The organism is Diaminobutyricimonas sp. LJ205 (assembly GCF_009755725.1).
Classification (GTDB): domain Bacteria; phylum Actinomycetota; class Actinomycetes; order Actinomycetales; family Microbacteriaceae; genus Ruicaihuangia.
On record NZ_CP046619.1, the window covers coordinates 1,559,661 to 1,576,989 of the forward strand.

At 65.7% G+C, this 17,329-nt stretch carries 15 protein-coding genes; 6 read left to right on the forward strand and 9 right to left on the reverse strand.

Features of this window, described 5'->3' with window-relative positions; translation table 11 throughout:
- Window positions 1-84: 84 nt before the first annotated feature.
- The 5 genes from GO591_RS07415 to GO591_RS07435 form a co-directional block, all read right to left on the reverse strand.
- Window positions 85-834, reverse strand: coding sequence for a type 1 glutamine amidotransferase (locus GO591_RS07415; RefSeq protein WP_157156233.1), 750 nt, complete (start codon window positions 832-834; stop codon window positions 85-87).
- Window positions 831-2,105 carry a Mur ligase family protein gene (locus GO591_RS07420; protein ID WP_157156234.1) on the reverse strand — a complete coding sequence of 425 codons (1,275 nt, stop codon included), beginning with the start codon at window positions 2,103-2,105 and terminating at the stop codon, window positions 831-833. Before GO591_RS07420 ends, GO591_RS07415 begins: the two co-directional genes overlap by 4 nt.
- An 8-nt stretch (window positions 2,106-2,113) precedes the next feature.
- A complete protein-coding gene (locus GO591_RS07425) occupies window positions 2,114-3,388 on the reverse strand; it encodes an RNA polymerase sigma factor (RefSeq protein WP_157156235.1) in 1,275 nt (424 codons plus the stop codon).
- 148 nt (window positions 3,389-3,536) lie between these two features.
- Window positions 3,537-4,856: an MFS transporter gene (locus GO591_RS07430; RefSeq protein ID WP_157156236.1), complete on the reverse strand. Its 1,320-nt coding sequence runs from the start codon at window positions 4,854-4,856 to the stop codon at window positions 3,537-3,539.
- Between the two features lie 73 nt (window positions 4,857-4,929).
- Entirely contained in the window at window positions 4,930-5,847 is a 918-nt protein-coding gene (locus tag GO591_RS07435; protein WP_157156237.1) for a proteasome assembly chaperone family protein, read from the reverse strand.
- Window positions 5,848-5,971: 124 nt separating this feature from the next.
- Here GO591_RS07435 and GO591_RS07440 point away from each other — a divergent pair, with 124 nt between their 5' ends.
- The 3 genes from GO591_RS07440 (at window position 5,972) to sucB (ending at window position 10,526) form a co-directional block, all read left to right on the forward strand.
- The gene (locus GO591_RS07440; RefSeq protein ID WP_157156238.1) at window positions 5,972-7,444 is read left to right on the forward strand and encodes a leucyl aminopeptidase; all 1,473 of its coding nucleotides are present in this window, start codon (window positions 5,972-5,974) and stop codon (window positions 7,442-7,444) included.
- A 101-nt stretch (window positions 7,445-7,545) separates the two neighbouring features.
- Window positions 7,546-8,919, forward strand: a complete 1,374-nt coding sequence (lpdA, locus tag GO591_RS07445) for a dihydrolipoyl dehydrogenase (protein ID WP_157156239.1) — start codon at window positions 7,546-7,548, stop codon at window positions 8,917-8,919.
- Window positions 8,920-8,978: 59 nt separating this feature from the next.
- On the forward strand, window positions 8,979-10,526 hold the full coding sequence (gene sucB, locus GO591_RS07450) for a 2-oxoglutarate dehydrogenase, E2 component, dihydrolipoamide succinyltransferase (protein ID WP_157156240.1): 1,548 nt from the start codon (window positions 8,979-8,981) through the stop codon (window positions 10,524-10,526).
- Here the strand turns inward: sucB and GO591_RS07455 are convergent.
- Window positions 10,520-11,938 (reverse strand): protein kinase domain-containing protein, encoded by a 1,419-nt coding sequence (locus GO591_RS07455; RefSeq protein ID WP_198295588.1) that lies wholly within the window; start codon window positions 11,936-11,938, stop codon window positions 10,520-10,522. The two genes, sucB and GO591_RS07455, sit on opposite strands and share 7 nt — an antisense overlap.
- 115 nt (window positions 11,939-12,053) lie before the next feature.
- Between GO591_RS07455 and GO591_RS07460 the strand changes: the two genes are divergently transcribed.
- Window positions 12,054-12,755, forward strand: coding sequence for a DUF4191 domain-containing protein (locus GO591_RS07460; RefSeq protein WP_157156242.1), 702 nt, complete (start codon window positions 12,054-12,056; stop codon window positions 12,753-12,755).
- A 32-nt stretch (window positions 12,756-12,787) separates the two neighbouring features.
- Window positions 12,788-13,648 carry a hypothetical protein gene (locus GO591_RS07465; protein ID WP_157156243.1) on the forward strand — a complete coding sequence of 287 codons (861 nt, stop codon included), beginning with the start codon at window positions 12,788-12,790 and terminating at the stop codon, window positions 13,646-13,648.
- A 5-nt stretch (window positions 13,649-13,653) separates the two neighbouring features.
- Here GO591_RS07465 and GO591_RS07470 read toward each other — a convergent pair whose 3' ends face one another.
- Window positions 13,654-14,058, reverse strand: a complete 405-nt coding sequence (locus GO591_RS07470; RefSeq protein ID WP_157156244.1) for an RDD family protein — start codon at window positions 14,056-14,058, stop codon at window positions 13,654-13,656.
- A gap of 134 nt (window positions 14,059-14,192) precedes the next feature.
- Between GO591_RS07470 and glnA the strand changes: the two genes are divergently transcribed.
- Window positions 14,193-15,617 (forward strand): type I glutamate--ammonia ligase, encoded by a 1,425-nt coding sequence (gene glnA, locus GO591_RS07475; protein WP_157156245.1) that lies wholly within the window; start codon window positions 14,193-14,195, stop codon window positions 15,615-15,617.
- 5 nt (window positions 15,618-15,622) lie between these two features.
- On the opposite strand, the gene GO591_RS07480 is transcribed toward glnA, so the two are convergent.
- Together GO591_RS07480 and GO591_RS07485 are read right to left on the reverse strand one after the other, a co-directional pair.
- Entirely contained in the window at window positions 15,623-16,714 is a 1,092-nt protein-coding gene (locus tag GO591_RS07480) for a tyrosine-type recombinase/integrase (protein WP_157156246.1), read from the reverse strand.
- Window positions 16,689-17,246 carry a helix-turn-helix domain-containing protein gene (locus tag GO591_RS07485; protein ID WP_157156247.1) on the reverse strand — a complete coding sequence of 186 codons (558 nt, stop codon included), beginning with the start codon at window positions 17,244-17,246 and terminating at the stop codon, window positions 16,689-16,691. Before GO591_RS07485 ends, GO591_RS07480 begins: the two co-directional genes overlap by 26 nt.
- Between the last annotated feature and the right edge of the window lie 83 nt (window positions 17,247-17,329).

The following is a 17,329-nucleotide window of genomic DNA, read 5'->3' on the forward strand; positions in this document are numbered from 1 at the left end:
GAAACCGTGGCCGCCGGCAGAAAGTGACGCCACCCAGTGCACGCTGGCGCGTCGAGCACCGCCAGCTGGCTACTCCCCCGCCGGCTAGTCCGCGCGGACGCCGCGCCGCTGCATGATCGCCTCACGGGATTTGGCGGCCCGGTCATCCAGTTCGCGCAGGCTCTGCGCGTCGGACAGCTCAGCGCCAGGCTGCCGTACCCGCAGCGCCGCGAGCAAAAGCTCATCGGCGATCAGCGGGTTCATCGGCAGCACCGGCCCGTGCAACGACGTGCCGATGCTCGCACCGGTCCGCACGCCCTCGACCCGGTTCTGCTCAGCCGATGGGGTGTTGCCCTTGCCGTAGAGCACCTCACCGAATGAGTCGGCGCCGTCCTGCAAGGTCGTCACAGCCGAGTGATTCTCGAATCCGGTGACAATGCCGGCACGCGTCCGCAGCACGATCTCGCCGACGCTGCGGATGACGCCGAGCTTCACCCGGCTGGGGAAGATGCCGACACCCTGCACGTGGCTACCGTCAGCGAGCTCGACGTCCTGGCCGAGCAGCTGCCAGCCGGCGGCGATGCCGAGGAACGGAGCGCCGGATGCCGCAAGCTCGAGCAGGCGCCCGGAACGTTCCATCAGGTCCGCGTGCACGGCCTCCTGACCCGATACCGGGCCGCTGCCGATGTGCACGAGATCGACGTCGTCGGGCAGCGGATCGCCGATCCCAACGGCATGGACGGTCGCGGGAATCCCGCGGGCGCCGGCCCGGTAACGTAGCGCGATCACATTGCCGACGTCGCCGTTGATGCCCAGCTCGCGCGGGTACAGGTGCACGATGTTCAGGGCGGTCACTGGTCGCCGCCTTCCAGATCGAGGAAGCCGAGCTGCTTGCGGATGAGCATCATCTGTTCGTAGTTGACGATCATCGTCTTGATCCCGGTCCTCGGCTTCGGCAGGGCGAGGAACGCGGTGAGCGCGCTCTTCAGGTCAGGCTGAACCTGACCGACCGGAATGTCCGAGTAGCCGAGCCGGGTGGCGATTTGCCAAGCCTTCGTGCCGGTCACCACGTCGACGTGATCGATGCGGGACAGGTCTGTGCCGTACACCCAGGACGGATCGGGGGTTCCCTCGTCTACCGCAATCAGCAGTTGCTCCGGCGCCTCAACGAGGTAGTCGAGGTTCAGCTGCAAGCTCGGCGGGTTCTTCATCATGATGATCTCGATGTCCTCACCACCGACGGTGAGCAGTTCGCCGCGACCGTAGACAGTGCGCAGCGAACTCATCGCCCGCTGCACCGCGTCGATGCTGAACCGGTCGCCGACCATCTCGAGCACCGCGGCCACCGCGGCCGCAGTGTCGACGGCGTAGTGCAGGCCACGAGCGGGAATCGGTACGAGCGCTCGCGCTCCGTCGATCTCCAGGGTCGCCTGCCGGTTGTCCAGCCCGGTGACGCGAACGCGAGGCATGGGTGCCGGCGCCACCGCAGCGTCCGGGTCGGCCACGTTGGCCAACCCATTCGGTGACTGTTCAATCAGATCCGCGGACACCCCGAACCAGGTGATCCGTCGGCCATCCGTTGCCGGCAGCCCGGCACCGACCTTGCGCAGGCTGTCGTCATTGGCGTTCAGGACGACGAGGTCGCGGCCGGCGGTGGCCATGGTCCGCAGCATCTCAACGACGCGGGCCGGTTCGAAGAAGCGGTTGAGCTGGTCGACCTGGACGTTCAGCAGCAGCACGCCGCGCGGCTTCAGCGACTTGGCGAGGGCAACACCGTAGGCCTCGTCGACCTCGATCACGCCGACATCCCCACGCATGTAGCCGTCGGTCGGAACCGTTGCCAGCATCGCCGAGGCGATCCCCTGCGGCAGGTTTCCCCCGGACGGGTTCGTGAACACGTCGTAGCCATGCTCGCGAAGCATCGCTGTCAGCATGTTCGTCGTGGTCGACTTACCGTTCGACCCCGACACGAACATCACGCCGAGCGGCAGCTTGGAGAGCGCACGTTCCAGGAACCGTGGCGCGATCGCGAGAACGACCCGGCCCGGAACTGCAGACCCTCCCCCGCGCAGGCGCAACACCTTGCGGGCGAGGCGGCCGAGCAGGACGGCAATCCGGTAGCGCAATCCGCGGCCTACTCGAGGTAGTCGCGCAGCGACTGCGAGCGGGACGGGTGGCGCAGCTTGGCCATTGTCTTCGACTCGATCTGCCTTATCCGCTCACGGGTCACACCAAAGGTGTCGCCGATCTGGTCGAGCGTCTTCGGCATGCCATCGCCCAGGCCGAATCGCATCCGGATGACTCCGGCCTCACGCTCGGAGAGGGAGTCGAGCAGGCTCTCCAGCTGCTTCTGCAGCATGGTGAAGCCCACGGCGTCGGCGGGGACGACCGCTTCGGTGTCCTCAATCAGGTCACCGAACTCGCTGTCACCGTCTTCACCCAGCGGAGTGTGCAGCGAGATCGGCTCGCGACCGTACTTCTGCACCTCGACGACCTTCTCAGGGGTCATGTCGAGTTCGCGCGACAACTCTTCGGGCGTTGGCTCACGTCCGAGGTCCTGCAGCATCTGCCGCTGGACGCGAGCAAGCTTGTTGATGACCTCGACCATGTGCACCGGGATACGGATGGTGCGGGCCTGGTCGGCCATTGCGCGGGTGATCGCCTGACGGATCCACCAGGTGGCGTAGGTCGAGAACTTGAAGCCCTTGGTGTAGTCGAACTTCTCCACCGCGCGGATCAGGCCGAGGTTTCCCTCCTGGATCAGGTCCAGGAACTGCATGCCACGACCGGTGTAACGCTTGGCGAGGCTGACCACGAGACGCAGGTTCGCGCCGAGCAGGTGGCTCTTGGCCCGCTGACCGTCGCGGGCGACCCACTGCAGTTCACGCTGCAGTTCCTTGCTGAGCCCTGGGGTGTTCGCGAGCTTGTCCTCGGCGAACAGGCCGGCCTCGATCCGCATCGCGAGATCCACCTCTTCGGCGGCGTTCAGCAGCGCGACCTTACCGATCTGCTTGAGGTAGTCCTTGACCGGATCTGCCGTGGCGCCGGTGATGGCGGCCGAGTAGACCGGGACCTCGTCCTCGTCATCGGCCATCGACAGTACGAGGGCGCCGGTGGGCAGTGCCTCGTCTTTGCCGGTCGACTTGTCGTCGTGCTCGTCGTCGGCGACTTCTTCAGTCGGAGCCGCCTCAGCTGCAGCCTCATCGATAACTTCGACGGGCTCAAGGGCTTCCTCGGGCTCGTCTGTTTCTGCGGCCTTCTTCGAACCACGAGTGGCCTTCGCCGGCGACGCCTTCGTCGCAGCGGGCTTCTTGGCTGCAGGCTTCTTAGCCGCGGGCTTCTTGGCCGGAGCCGTTTCGTCCTTGGCTTCTTCGGCCGCTTCAGCAGCCGCAGGCTTTGTCCTTGCCATTCGAGCACCTTTCCGGGCGGTTGCGGGCAGTACTAAGACCCTTGTCAAGTCCGCTTGTCACGAAATTCGTGAACAATTGGGGATTGACAGGGTCTTGGACTATCGATTATTGCACGGTCTGCCAGCGACCGCTGACAGCAGCGGCCGATCAGCGGCCTGGTCCGCGCAATCGTCTCAAGAGTGCAACCCACAGAGGACCAGGTTCTATTCCCTCTTCCTTCATACCCCTCCGCGTCCGAGCGCGCGCTCGGAATAGGAAGACCATTCCCAGCCCGACGACAAGGAACTGCACCGAGAAGGCGATTCGGAAGTGGTCCAGCGAGTACAGCTCGGCCGGGTTCCCTGTGCCCCCGTTCGCGCGGTCGAGGACGTCGAGGATCACGCCGATGAGGAACATCATCGTGAAGCTCGCGGTGAAGCCCCCGACGTTGACCACGCCGTTGGCAGAGCCCAGGCTGCGCGTCGGATTGAAGGTGCGGGCGAAGTCGAAGCCGATGATGGAGCCGGGCCCGCCCGCGCCGTTGACGACTATGAGCACGATGATGAGCCAGAGCGGCGGCTCCCCCGGCCACAGCAGTACGGCCGCCCAGGCGAGACCCATTGGCACGACAGCGGCAATGACGATGTTGCTGCGCCGCATGGGGTACCGCGCGGTGAGCACGCCCATGATCGGTCCCACCACCGCGCCGCCCAAGACAATGAGGCTGAGCAACGAGGCAGCGGCCCCAGGACCGTAGCCGAGCCCGACCGAGAGGAATGGAAAGCCCCACAACAGTGCGAAAACGGTGCCGGGAGACTGCGTCACGAAGTGCGACCAGAATCCCAACTGCGTGCCCGGCCGCGCGAGCGCCTCCCGCAGATGCTTCAGGGTCGCCCGCCAGGTCAGCCTCTCGGCCGCCTGGTCATTCACCCCGTTACTGATCAGCAGGATGACCAGTACGACGCAGAGCGCCGACAGTGACCCGGCCCACAGGTAGGCGGGCGTCCATCCCCACTCCCGCAACAACCATGACAACGGCACGGCTGAGAGCAGTTGGCCGAATTGGCCGACGGTGCCGAGCCACTGGGAAACCTGCGGAAGCGCGCGTCCGGTGAACCAGGAGGCGAGCAACCGCATCACCGAGATGAAGATCATCGCGTCGCCGCTGCCGACGAGCACGCGGCCGACGATCGCGAGTGCGAATGTCGGGGCGAAGGCGAGGACCACCTGTCCGGTGACCATCAACACCGACCCGGTCAGCAGCAGCGACTTGGCGCCCACGCGATCTACGGCGACGCCGATCGGGATCTGCAGCGCCGCGTACATGATCAGCTGCACAACCGCGAGCGTCGACATCTGTGCGGCAGAGACATCGAACCGCTCGGTCGCTTCGACGCCGGAAACGCCAAGCGAACTGCGTTGCATGACAGCAACCAGGTAGGTGAACGTGCCCACGGCGAAGATGAGCCATGAGCGCGCGGAATTCACCGTCCCAGTCTACGGGCGGTCGCGGATCGGGCTTGCCGAGACGGGTTTCGACAGCCTCGACCGGCGCGGTTGTCTACCGGGGTGGGGAGTCGTCTCGACGGCCGGCGAGGAACTTCTCCAGCTCGGCTGCGATGGCATCGGCGCTGGGCAGCTCGCCGTCCTCATCCGTGAGCGGGGAACGCTGCGGATTGTCTTCCATATAGCTGTCGTGGCGAGCTTCAAGCGTGGCCACCAGCCGGGACAGCTCAGGATTTTCCTGCACCTGCTCGTCAATCCGAGCGATGAAGTCGCGTCCGTCTTCGCGCAGCCGGTCAGTCGGGAAGATCAGCCCGGTCGCGGCACCGATGCTTTCCAGCGCGGCAACGGCGGCCAGCGGGTATTCGGTGTCCGCGAGATAGTGCGGCACGAGCAGCACGAAACCGACCGTGGGGTGGTCGAGCTGCTGCAGTCGGTATTCGACGAGATGCAGGGCATTCGCCGGCACCTGGGTGTGCGGCTTCCAAATCGACAGGGCGTCGATCAGCTCGGTGCGATTGCCACTCACCGTGACGCCGATCGACCGTGTGTGCGGAACCGGCATCGGGATCGAGTGCACCCAGGTCGTGGTCGACACCTGGTAGCGGTCAATCAGCTGCAGCAAGGCGGCCGTGAAACGTTCCCATTGGAAATCCGGCTCGAACCCGCTGAGCAGCAGGAACTGGCTGCCGAGTTCATCGCGCATCAAATAGAGCCGCAGCCGCAGCGGGCGGTAGTTCGACAGGTGATCCTGATCGAAGTAGATGGTGGGACGCCGGGAGCGGTAGTCCAGCAGCTCGTCGACATCGAAACTTGCGACGACCTCGTGCTCGAGGGTGTCCAGCAGGTACTCCGTGAACTGCGACACCGCGGAACCCGCGTCGGCAAACCCGGTCAACCCGGCGACAAGGTGCAGCCCTGTCGGCACCTCGGCGGTGTCAAGCAGCACTTCATACAGGCCGGACGGATCTTGCATATTTCCAGCCTAAGCCGCGGGCACGCACACGGGCGCCTACTGGGTCATGCCGAGAGCGAACAGCAGGCCTGGTCGGTGCGTCGACGATGGCGCCCACGCAATCAGGGATCGATACCATGACCGGATGCTTCCTTCACTTTCGCTCACCGATTCAGTCCCGTCCACCGTCGATGTCCTGGTGCTCGGCGTGAAGAAGGGCCCCGACGGGCCTGAGTTGGCAAGTGAGGACGGGCAGTACGCAGCACTCGCTGGTTCACTGGCCGGCATCGGGTCGACTGGCGCGTCGGACGAGCTGCTGCGGGTTCCCGCGAGCACGGTCGACGGTCCGAGCCTGGCGCTCATTGGACTCGGTTCGAATCCCGATGCGCGGGCACTGCGGGCGGCGGCCGGATCGGCCACTCGCCAGCTCCGCGGCATCCGTTCGGTCGCCTTCCAACTGCCCGCATCCTCGGATGCCGACGTGATCGCGATCGCCGAAGGTGCCCTGATCGGTGCCTACCGGTACACCACGTACCGGTCCGCAAGCCTGGAGTCGACGAAGACGCCGGCCGACGAGGTCACCGTGGTCGCCGCGGTGACCGACGCGGATGCCGTAAAGACTCGGGCTCTCGCCACCGCGACCGCGATCAGCCAGGTTCGCGACCTGGTGAACGCTCCCCCGTCGCACCTGTACCCGGCGACGTTCGCCGACACCGCGCTCGAGCTCGCGGCCGGTCTGCCGGTCGAGGTCACCGTGCTGACCGAGCCTGAGCTGGCGGACGGCGGGTATGGAGGCATTCTCGGCGTGGGCCAAGGGTCGACCAGGGGCCCGCGGATGGTGAAGGTGACCTACCAGCCGGAAGGCGCCGCGAAGCATCTCGCCCTGGTGGGCAAGGGGATCACCTTCGACTCCGGTGGGCTGTCGCTGAAGCCCGCGGCCTCGATGGTCGGGATGAAGGAGGACATGACAGGTGCGGCCACCGCGCTCGCCGTCGTGCTCGCCGCCGCCCGCATCGGCCTGAATGTGCGCCTCACCGCATGGCTGTGCCTGGCCGAGAACCTGCCCTCGGGTTCGGCCATCCGCCCGAACGACGTGCTGACCATGCGCGGCGGAACCACCGTCGAGGTGCTGAACACGGACGCCGAGGGGCGCCTCGTCCTCGCGGACGGCCTCGTCGCCGCGAGCGAGGAGCAGCCGGACGCGATCATCGACGTCGCCACCCTCACCGGAGCAGCCCTCGTCGCGCTCGGCGACCGGGTCGTCGGCGCGATGGGTGACGCCGACCTCGTCCGCGAACTGGTTGATGTCGCCGATGCGCAGGGTGAGGAGTTCTGGCACATGCCACTGCCGGGGCACCTGCGCGAGATCTTGAACTCGGATGTCGCGGACATCGTGAACTCGAAGCCGGGCAACCGGAATGCTGGCATGCTCGTCGGCGGCGTGTTCCTCAAGGAGTTCATCGGCACCCGTCCAGACGGCACGCCGATCCCCTGGGCTCACCTCGACATCGCCGGCCCGGCCAGCACTTCGTCGCCGCGCGGATTCCTCGGAAAGGGGCCGAGCGGGGTAACGGTTCTGACCCTCGTGGCGCTGGCAGACCGGTATTCACGCGCGTAGTAAGGTCGTGTTGGCGTGGAAATCTCGCCAACAATCAGACCCTTCGCATACCCCCGTGGAGGACGTCTGCAAGCTATCCGGAAGCACGAGGGAGTTGCTGGGTGTCAGAACAGAACTTTGACATGGTCGTTCTTGGCGGCGGTAGCGGAGGCTACGCCGCCGCTATTCGCGCGAGCCAATTGGGAATGACCGTCGGCCTCATCGAGAAGAACAAGGTCGGTGGCACCTGCTTGCACGTCGGCTGCATCCCGACCAAGGCCCTCCTACACTCCGCCGAGGTTGCGGATGTGACCCGCGAGTCCGCCAAGTACGGCGTCACCTCGACTTTCGAGGGCATTGACATCGACGCGGTCACCGCCTACCGCCAGGGCATTGTCACGGGCAAGTTCAAGGGCCTGCAGAGCCTCCTCAAGGCACGCGGAATCACCACCATTGACGGCGAGGGAAAGCTCACCTCCCCCACCACCGTTCAGGTCGGCGATATCACGGTTACCGGCAAGCACATCGTGCTCGCCACTGGTTCCTACTCGCGTTCGCTTCCGGGTCTTGAGCTCGGTGGTCGTGTGATCACCTCGGAGCAGGCTCTCGAGTTGGACTTTGTCCCGAACAAGGTCGCGGTTCTGGGCGGTGGCGTCATCGGCGTCGAGTTCGCCAGCGTGTGGAAGTCGTTCGGCGCTGACGTCAACATCATCGAGGCGCTTCCGCACCTCGTCCCGAACGAGGAAGAGTCGGTCAGCAAGCAGCTCGAGCGGGCGTTCCGCAAGCGTGGCATCAACTTCTCGGTCGGCGTGCGCTTCCAGAGCGTCACCCAGGACGAGAACGGTGTGGTCGTCACCCTCGAGAACGGCCAGACCATCGACGCGGACCTGCTGCTCGTTGCCGTCGGCCGTGGGCCGTCGACCAACGGCGTCGGCTTCGACGAGGTCGGTGTGACCATGGACCGTGGATTCGTACTGACCGACGAGCGCCTGCGCACCAACATCCCTGGCGTCTACGCCGTCGGCGACATCGTCCCCGGCCTGCAGCTCGCTCACCGTGGGTTCCAGCAGGGTATCTTCGTCGCCGAGGAGATCGCGGGCCTGAATCCCGTCATCGTCGAAGACGTGAACATTCCCAAGGTCACCTACTCCGACCCCGAGGTCGCCTCGATCGGTCTGACCTCTGCAAAGGCCGCGGAGAAGTACGGCGCCGACCAGGTGTCCAGCTACGACTACAACCTCGCGGGCAACGGCAAGAGCCACATCATCGGAACTGCCGGTTCGGTCAAGGTCGTTCGGGTCAACGACGGCCCGATCGTCGGCGTGCACATGATCGGTGCCCGTGTCGGCGAACTGATCGGCGAAGCGCAGCTTGCCGTGAACTGGGAGGCCTACCCCGAGGACATCGCGCCGCTGGTGCACGCGCACCCGACGCAGAACGAAGCACTCGGCGAAGCGTTCCTCATGATCGCCGGCAAGCCGCTGCACTCGATCTGATCCTGCGCGAACCCGATTACTAGACTAAGAATCACCACAGGGCTTAAGGAGCACTACTGATGAGCGAATCCGTCAACCTCCCGGCACTCGGAGAGAGTGTCACCGAGGGTACGGTCACCCGCTGGTTGAAGAACGTTGGCGACCGCGTCGAGGTTGACGAGCCACTACTCGAAGTGTCGACCGACAAGGTCGACACCGAGATCCCGTCGCCAATCGCCGGTGTCATCGAGGAGATCCTCGTCGCCGAGGACGAGACCGTCGAGGTTGGTGCGCCACTCGTGCGCATCGGCGACGGTTCCGGTGCCGGTGGCGCCGCTCCGGCGGCCCCGGCCGAGGAAGCTGCTCCCGCAGAAGCGCCTGCTGCTGAGGCTCCTGCGGCCCCCGCTGCCGAGGCTCCTGCCGCCGAGGCCCCCGCTGCTGAAGCTCCGGCTGCCGAGGCACCGGCTGCTGAGGCTCCGGCTGCCGAGGCTGAGGTTCCGTCGAGCGCCGCGCCCGCCCCAGGCGAGGCTGCCCAGGCGACCGCACCGACTCCCGCTCCTGCGGTAGACGAGGCTCCCGCCGCGCCTGCAGAACCCGCTGCGCCTGCTGCTGCTCCGGCAGAACCTGCAGCCGCTCCGGCAGCGTCTGCTCCGGCCGCTCCTGCTGCTCCGGCGGCCCCGGCTGCGCCTTCCGCTCCGGCGCCTGCTGCCGCTGTTGCACCGTCCGGCTCCAACGCCGGTTACGTCACCCCGATCGTGCGCAAGCTCGCCAATGAGCGTGGCGTGGATCTCGGATCCATCACCGGCACCGGTGTTGGCGGACGCATCCGCAAGCAGGATGTGCTCGAGGCCGCCCCCGCAGCTGCGGGTGGCGCCGAGGCGAAGCCGGCCGCGGCTCCGCTCGAGGTGTCCGAGCTGCGCGGAACGACTGTGCCGATGTCGCGCCTGCGCAAGGTCGTCGCTGAGCGTGCCGTCCAGTCGATGCAGGGCACCGCTCAGCTCACCACCGTGGTCGAGGTCGATGTCACCAAGGTCGCCGCATTCCGCAACAAGGTGAAGGACCAGTTCCAGCAGAAGACCGGCACCAAGCTGTCCTTCCTGCCGTTCTTCGCGCTGGCCGCCACCGAGGCGCTGCAGACCTACCCGATCGTCAACGCGACGGTCGACGGCGACAGCATCGTCTACCCGGCGTCCGAGAACATCAGCATCGCAGTTGACACCGAGCGTGGCCTGCTCACCCCGGTCGTCAAGAACGCTGCTGGCCTGTCGCTCGCCGAGTTCGCCCAGCAGATCGCCGATCTCGCAGAGCGCACGCGCAACAACAAGCTGAAGCCCGACGAGCTGGCTGGCGGCACCTTCACGCTGACCAACACCGGTTCGCGTGGCGCCCTGTTCGACACGCCGGTCGTCTTCCTGCCGCAGTCCGCCATCCTGGGCACCGGCATCGTCACCAAGCGCCCGGTCGTGGTGACCGCGGATGGTTCCGACTCGATCGCGATCCGTTCGATGGTTTACCTGGCGCTGTCGTACGACCACCGCATCATCGACGGTGCCGACGCCTCGCGTTTCCTCGTGCAGGTGAAGAACCGTCTGGAAGAGGGCAACTTCGAGGGCAACCTCGGTTACTGACCCGATTCGGCGACCTGATCCAGGTACGCCCTGATCCGCCAGCCGGCCTCGCCCCTGATCATCAGGAGCGAGGCCGGTTTGCTGTCTGTGCCCAGATGAACGAGTGCCGAGGCTCCCACCTGTTCCACGAGCGTCAACTGGCCATGGCCGAGCGGTTCGGCAACGGCGGGACCACCGCCGTCCCGTGCCGCCCGGATCATCGCCTCGTCGGCCGCGTACGCCGGTGAACCCAGCTGCAGGACCGCATCGAGGCACAGCAGCGACAGCTCCTGCACGCACCGGTTACGGGCATCGACGAGCACCGGGGCAGCAGCCAGCGGGTCCTCCCCCATGACTTCGGGCGGAGCAGTCGAGGTCGCCGGGACGGTCGGGATTGCGGCATCCGGAGTCCCAGTGGCGCGCGGATCGCCGGTCGGCAACACCGCGACCAGCGTGATCATCAGCGCACTCGGGATGCCTGCAGCCACCCAGAATCTGCGCCGGACGGCGCGAAGCCGGGCGAGGACATGACTGATGCGCTCGCTCCACTCAGTGAGCTGGTGAGCGAGAAAGCCTGGAAGCGCGAGGGCCGCCAACCAGGGCGGGACCGGGCGCTCGGTCGGTCCCGCTTCGGGCGGGGCCGGCACCTGCGGACGCCGTTGCATACCGGTCAGGCTCATCGGCGTCAGCGGGACCGGCGTGACCAGCGTGCTCGGCGTCTCCCCCAGCTGTATGGCGACCGGCTCGGCCAGGGCGAACAGCTGATCCGCGAGCAATGATGGAAGGTCCACAGCATCCGGCTGCTGATCAAGCCAGTCCAGCAGCCGACTCGAGCGTGGTTCGGTCACACCGAGTACTGCCCTTGTCAGCGCGAGCAACCCCGCACGATCCGCGCGCACGCCGGGCTGGCCATCGACGATCACCGGCGGGGCTGCTGCGGAGAACAGCTGGCTCGAGCCCCAACCCACCAACACTGGCGCACCGCGCCGGGTGAACATCACGTGGCTCGCGGTGAGCGCTCCGTGCGCTACGCCCACCGCATGCAGTGCTGCGACGGTCTCGGCCAGTGGGGCAAGGATGGTGACGGCCTCACCGGCCGCGATGCGGCGACCGTTTGTGAGCCGGTCGGTCAGGGTGCCGTGGGGGCAGCGTTCAAGGAGCAGGCAGGGACGACCGTCCGGGGCACGGCCGACGTCGAACAGGCGCACGACGTGCTCGCTGTCGAGCCGGGTGAGCGCCTCCAGCTCGGTGCCGATGTCCGCATCGGGAACGTCGCGGCGGTAGAGCTTGATCGCTATCGGGAAAGCTTCCTCAGCGCTCGCGAGGAACACCTCCGCGCGAGATCCTTCACCGAGTTTTCGCAGCACGCGATAGCCCGCGATGGCCTGGTCGGACCGGGTCGGCGCGGTGGTGGAGCCGGGCGATCGCTGCATACGTCCAGCCTGCGAGCCAGGCCCGCGTGCCAGGGCGGCCGCTGCTCGCGCGTGGGTGCGCGCCAAGTGGGGAGGAGGGGATTCTGATGACGCTCGAACCCGTATCCTAGAAGGTATGGCAAAAAGGACGTCTTCCGCTAAAGAACCCGGCCGCATGAAGCAAATGTGGCAGGTGTTCCAGATGACCCGCCGCTACGATTCGCTGGCGATCTGGTTCATGCTTGCAGGCTTCCTGCTGCCGCTTCTGGCGGGTATCGCGCTCGCGCTGCTGCTCTCCCCGAACAACGTCATCGGAATCGTGCTGTACGTCATCGCCGGTCTGTTGGGTGGTGTGCTCGGCTTCCTGATCGTGCTCGGTCGTCGCGCTGAGCGTGCCGCGTACGGGCAGATCCAGGGCCAGCCCGGAGCGGTCGGTGCGGTGCTCAAGAGTTCGCTGCGCCGCGGCTGGCAGGCCAGCGAGATGCCGGTCAACGTCAGTCCCAGGACGCAGGATGCCGTGTACCGCGCTGTCGGCAAGGGCGGAGTCGTGCTGATCGGCGAAGGACCCAAGTCCCGCACCACGCGCATGCTCGAGGACGAGCGCCGGAACGTGTCGCGCATCGTTCCGAACGTGCCCGTCAACTTCCTCTACGTCGGTGTCGACGAGGATTCCACGCCACTGCACCGCATCGCGCCGACGCTGAACAAGTACAAGAAGACGTTGAACAAGGCGGAGATCATTGCCGTCAGCAACCGACTGAACTCGCTCGGCAAGAGTGCGCTGCCGATCCCGAAGGGGATCGACCCGTTCAAGATGCGGGCACCGCGTCCGCGCTAGCCTCCTTCGCGCCATACCCCTAAGGTTGGCGCATGCGTTGGGTCGAGGACATTGCGCGGGGCGAGTGGCTCTGCGCCCTTCTCGACACGCGGTGGCAGGACATGCACGCGGTCGTGCCGCATGGGTATGAGGCGTACACACGCATTTTCCACCCGGTCCCCCGCGACCGGCCACGGGACACCGGAACCTGGCACGCGTACGGTCTGATTGATACTCCCGAACTGGAATCCGAGTCGGTGCGCTGGGCGGTGGTCGCCGAGGCGTTCGGCCAGACGATGCATCCGCTTGCTCAATACCATCGTCTGCTCGGGCGAGCACGGGTGCATCATGTCGAAGCCATCGACGCCGCCGGCTGGCGCTACGCCGAGCCGGAGGAAGGATGCCTGGAGATACCCCTGCTCGCGCAGCTGGCCCGCCACCTGGTCCAGCACACCGCCACTCCGGAGAGCGGTATCGCCGCGGTCTGGGAAGGGTGGGGCGGACTGACCGGCGGAGTCGGCTATGCCGTGGCATCCATCGGCCCGCTCGGGCGCGATGGCCTGATCTCCCCCGCGCCCTCGAGCGCGCAACTGCCGGTCGAGGCGGTCAACGGTCCGAGACTGAGACTGCCCGACCGTGACTATTTTCTGTTCGAGGTCGGGATCGGCCAGTTCACGGATGCCGCCTGGGCAAGTTCTGCTCCGTGGGTCAGCGCCAGCGATCGGCCCCAATCGCCCAGCGTCCTCTGGCCGGATGACCACGCCTGGGTGCTGGTAACCGAAATCGACTACGACTCAACCGTCGTCGCGGGGCCGCGAGAGCTGATCGACAGGATCGTCGGCGACCTGGAACTCGAGGCACTGGAGATCCCGGAGGGCGCCGACCTCAGCTGGCGCGGCGACCGCATCAACTGAGTCGGTCAGACCCGCACCAGGATGGTGCCCGCGGCCTTGTCGTGGAGTCCGCGCTGGTCCGCGTCCCAGATCACCGCCGGGATCACCAGGCAGAGCAGGATGGTGCGCACAAACGGACGCCAGACGCCCAGATAGCCGCCCTTGTCGGGAACCACGCGCATCCGCATGATCAGGTGGCCGATGCTGCCGTTGATGATCAACAAGGCAACGATCTGCGTGACCGCAAACACGGCGAGCGTGGCGAACGGGTCGTAGTTGAAGAAAGCGACCGAGATGATGACAGCGAGAGCCCAGTCGATCGCAAGCGCAGCAACGCGACGGCCAATGCGGGCGATCGACCGCGGACCCTCGTTCGGCAGACCGAGGCGCTTGCCTGGCCAGTCGGACGGGGACGGAGCAGGCGCGGACATTGCTCAATCCTACCGACGGTCGCTCGCGTAACATGGCCGAAACATTGGCGTCACTGATGCGAAACGCCTCAGTCGTAACCTCAAAGCCGGTTGCGTTCGCAACCGCCCAGTAACACAACTTGGAGACCAATCACATGTTCAGTGACTCTTCCGAGGTGCTTGCGTTCATCAAGGACACAGATGTCAAGTTCCTTGACATCCGCTTCACGGACTTGCCAGGCGTCCAGCAGCACTTCAACATCCCGGCCACAACTGTCGACGAGGACTTCTTCACTGTCGGTCAGCTGTTCGATGGGTCTTCGATCCGCGGGTTCGCTTCGATCCACGAGTCGGACATGCAGTTGATCCCCGACGTGTCGACCGCGTACATCGACCCGTTCCGCGCCGAGCGCACGCTGATCATGATCTTCGACATCTACAACCCCCGCAACGGCGAGATCTACTCGCGCGACCCGCGCCAGATTGCCCGGAAGGCTGAGAAGTACCTCGCCTCGACCGGCATCGCCGACACCGCATTCTTCGCCTCCGAGGCAGAGTTCTACATCTTCGATGATGTGCGCTACGAGGTTAAGCAGAACTCGAGCTTCTACTCAGTGGACTCCGATGAAGGCGCCTGGAACTCCGGCCGCAAGGAAGAGGGCGGCAACCTCGCCAACAAAACCCCCTTCAAGGGCGGCTACTTCCCGGTCAGCCCGGTCGATCAGCACGCCGACATGCGTGACGACATCGTGCTGAAGCTCGTGGACGCGGGCCTCGAAGTCGAGCGCAGCCACCACGAGGTCGGCACCGCTGGCCAGGGCGAGATCAACTACAAGTTCGACACCCTCGTGCACGCGGCCGATGACATCCTGAAGTTCAAGTACATCGTCAAGAACACCGCCGCCGAGTGGGGCAAGACCGCGACCTTCATGCCGAAGCCGCTGTTCGGTGACAACGGATCGGGCATGCACACCCACCAGTCGCTGTGGAGCGAGGGCAAGCCGCTGTTCTACGACGAGGCCGGCTATGGCGGACTGTCCGACATCGCCCGCTGGTACATCGGCGGCCTGCTGAAGCACGCCCCGGCGGTGCTCGCGTTCACCAACCCGAGCGTGAACAGCTTCCGTCGCCTGGTGCCCGGCTTCGAGGCACCGGTGAACCTGGTGTACTCGGCCGGTAACCGTTCCGCCGCGATCCGGATCCCGATCACCGGCACGAACCCGAAGGCGAAGCGCATCGAGTTCCGTGCTCCGGATGCCGCGGGCAACCCGTACCTCGCCTTCGCGGCGCAGCTGATGGCCGGCCTGGACGGCATCAAGAACAAGATCGAGCCGCACGAGCCGGTCGACAAGGACCTGTACGAGCTGCCGCCCGAGGAGGCGCGCAACATCCCGCAGGTGCCGGCGTCGCTCGAGGCCGCGCTTGAGGCTCTTGAGGCAGACCACGAGTTCCTCACCGCCGGCGGCGTCTTCACCGACGACCTGATCCAGACCTGGATCACGTACAAGCGTGAGAAGGAACTGCTTCCGTTCGCGCAGCGTCCGCACCCGTTCGAGTACGAGCTGTACTACAGCGTCTAGCTAGATCACGGGGCAGAAGCGGGTGCAGTCCGCGGGGAGTCCGCGAGAGAGTCCGTCCGGGCAGCCAGAACAGTAGCGACGGCTGCCCGGGAGGACTCGTCTTTGTCCGGCCACATGTGCCCGTACACGTCGAGCGTCGTCTTCGCGGACGCGTGCCGCAGACGTGCCTGGACGACCTTCACATCGAGCCCGGACGCGATCAGCAACGACGCGAAGTAGTGCCGCAGGTCGTGGATCCGGAAGCCGTCGGGAAGGCCTGCCACGGTCTCGCGCGCGGTCTTGAACGCTCGCTCGATCGTGAAGGGTGCGACGGCTCGACCGAACGCACCGACGACGAGCGTGCTACTCCCCCACTGAGTCGGAACTCGGTTCAGTTCGAGGGCGAGCTCCTGAGGGATCGGGATCGGCGTCTTGGACATCTCCGTCTTGAGCGGTTCGCTTGGGTACTGGATCGCGGGCGTTATGACACCTCGCATGAAGTCCACGTCGGTGACCCGCAGGGCCGCGATCTCGGCGACTCGAAGACCAGCGAATGCCCCAAGCAGCACGACCGGGCGGAAGTGCTCGGGGAGGGCGTCGTGCAGTGCCCAGATCTGCTTTGTCGTGGCGACGTACGGCCGCGGCTTTCCGGCGCCCGGAGACGTGCGACGCGACACTGGCGAGCGCGGCACGATGCCGTCGTGGATCGCGTCGCTGTACAGCTGAGACAGTCGCCTGTGGATCGCGTACACGGTCGAGTCGGCGTAGCCGGAATCCTTCAACTCACCCATCCATGCCTTCACCTCGGACGGGCGGATGTCGGCGAGGGCACGCTGCTCGAACTTCGCCAGAATCAGCTTGAGATGGACACGTGCCTGACGCACGGTCGACGGGCGTTTGGTCTCGTATCCGCGGAGCCAGGTGGTTGCCCACTCCCCCACGGTTAGCTTCGCGGTCTTCGGATCGACGTATGTGCCGGTGACGACCGACGTCGTTACCTCGTCCAGCCATCGCTGGGCATCCACCTTCCGCGGGAAGTGCCGCGCATGCTCCTTGCCGGCGGCGTCGCGATACCGCGCTCGCCAGGACCCGTTATCCCTCTTCTTGACGCTCGACATCTTCACCGCCAGCGAGGAACTGTTTGACGTACTTGCCGTTTGGGAAGGAGTGACCCTCTACAAGAAGCGCGCGAGGAGCCGGGATGAACTCGGAAGAACTCCATAACCGCTGGATCGCCTCCGTTACCGTTTCGCTGAAGTTGATCTCCACCCCGGAGGACTTCTCAACGATCCCCTCACCCTCTTCACGCTCCCAAGCGTCAGCTTCCGCCGCGACATAGAAGAGCCTTAGGGGCCACTTGATCGCTAGCTGTCGTAGGTCGGCTTCGGTTTCTTCGAGGCGCTGCAGGGCGTTGAAGTACGAGTAGGCAGCAGGCAGTTTCAGTAACTCCTCGATGCCATCCAGCTTCAATACATCGAAGAGCGCGTCGGCCTCAGCCAGGCGCAGAGGGCGTTCGCCCTTCTCGATGCTCCAGACCGTCGCCTGAGACCACTTCCACCCGAGGGCGCGCATTTTGTCGGCGAGCTCCTTCTGCGACATGTCGCCGCGGAGGTTCTGGAGGTTCTTACCGATCAGTTCGTCTCGATTCACGTTGCCAACTGTAGCCAACAATCGACACGCAACGCTAGTTGCCTCGACAAGAAAACGTGTGTATAACTAGTTCACGTAGTTAC

Excerpts from the sequence above, each read along its gene's own strand:
- GO591_RS07470 (WP_157156244.1), bottom strand. The coding sequence starts at position 14,058 with ATGTCCGCGCCTGCTCCGTCCCCGTCCGACTGGCCAGGCAAGCGCCTC.
- GO591_RS07480 (WP_157156246.1), bottom strand. The coding sequence starts at position 16,714 with ATGTCGAGCGTCAAGAAGAGGGATAACGGGTCCTGGCGAGCGCGGTAT.
- sucB (WP_157156240.1), top strand. The coding sequence starts at position 8,979 with ATGAGCGAATCCGTCAACCTCCCGGCACTCGGAGAGAGTGTCACCGAG.
- GO591_RS07460 (WP_157156242.1), top strand. The coding sequence starts at position 12,054 with ATGGCAAAAAGGACGTCTTCCGCTAAAGAACCCGGCCGCATGAAGCAA.
- GO591_RS07465 (WP_157156243.1), top strand. The coding sequence starts at position 12,788 with ATGCGTTGGGTCGAGGACATTGCGCGGGGCGAGTGGCTCTGCGCCCTT.
- GO591_RS07440 (WP_157156238.1), top strand. The coding sequence starts at position 5,972 with ATGCTTCCTTCACTTTCGCTCACCGATTCAGTCCCGTCCACCGTCGAT.
- GO591_RS07455 (WP_198295588.1), bottom strand. The coding sequence starts at position 11,938 with ATGCAGCGATCGCCCGGCTCCACCACCGCGCCGACCCGGTCCGACCAG.
- GO591_RS07425 (WP_157156235.1), bottom strand. The coding sequence starts at position 3,388 with ATGGCAAGGACAAAGCCTGCGGCTGCTGAAGCGGCCGAAGAAGCCAAG.
- GO591_RS07435 (WP_157156237.1), bottom strand. The coding sequence starts at position 5,847 with ATGCAAGATCCGTCCGGCCTGTATGAAGTGCTGCTTGACACCGCCGAG.
- glnA (WP_157156245.1), top strand. The coding sequence starts at position 14,193 with ATGTTCAGTGACTCTTCCGAGGTGCTTGCGTTCATCAAGGACACAGAT.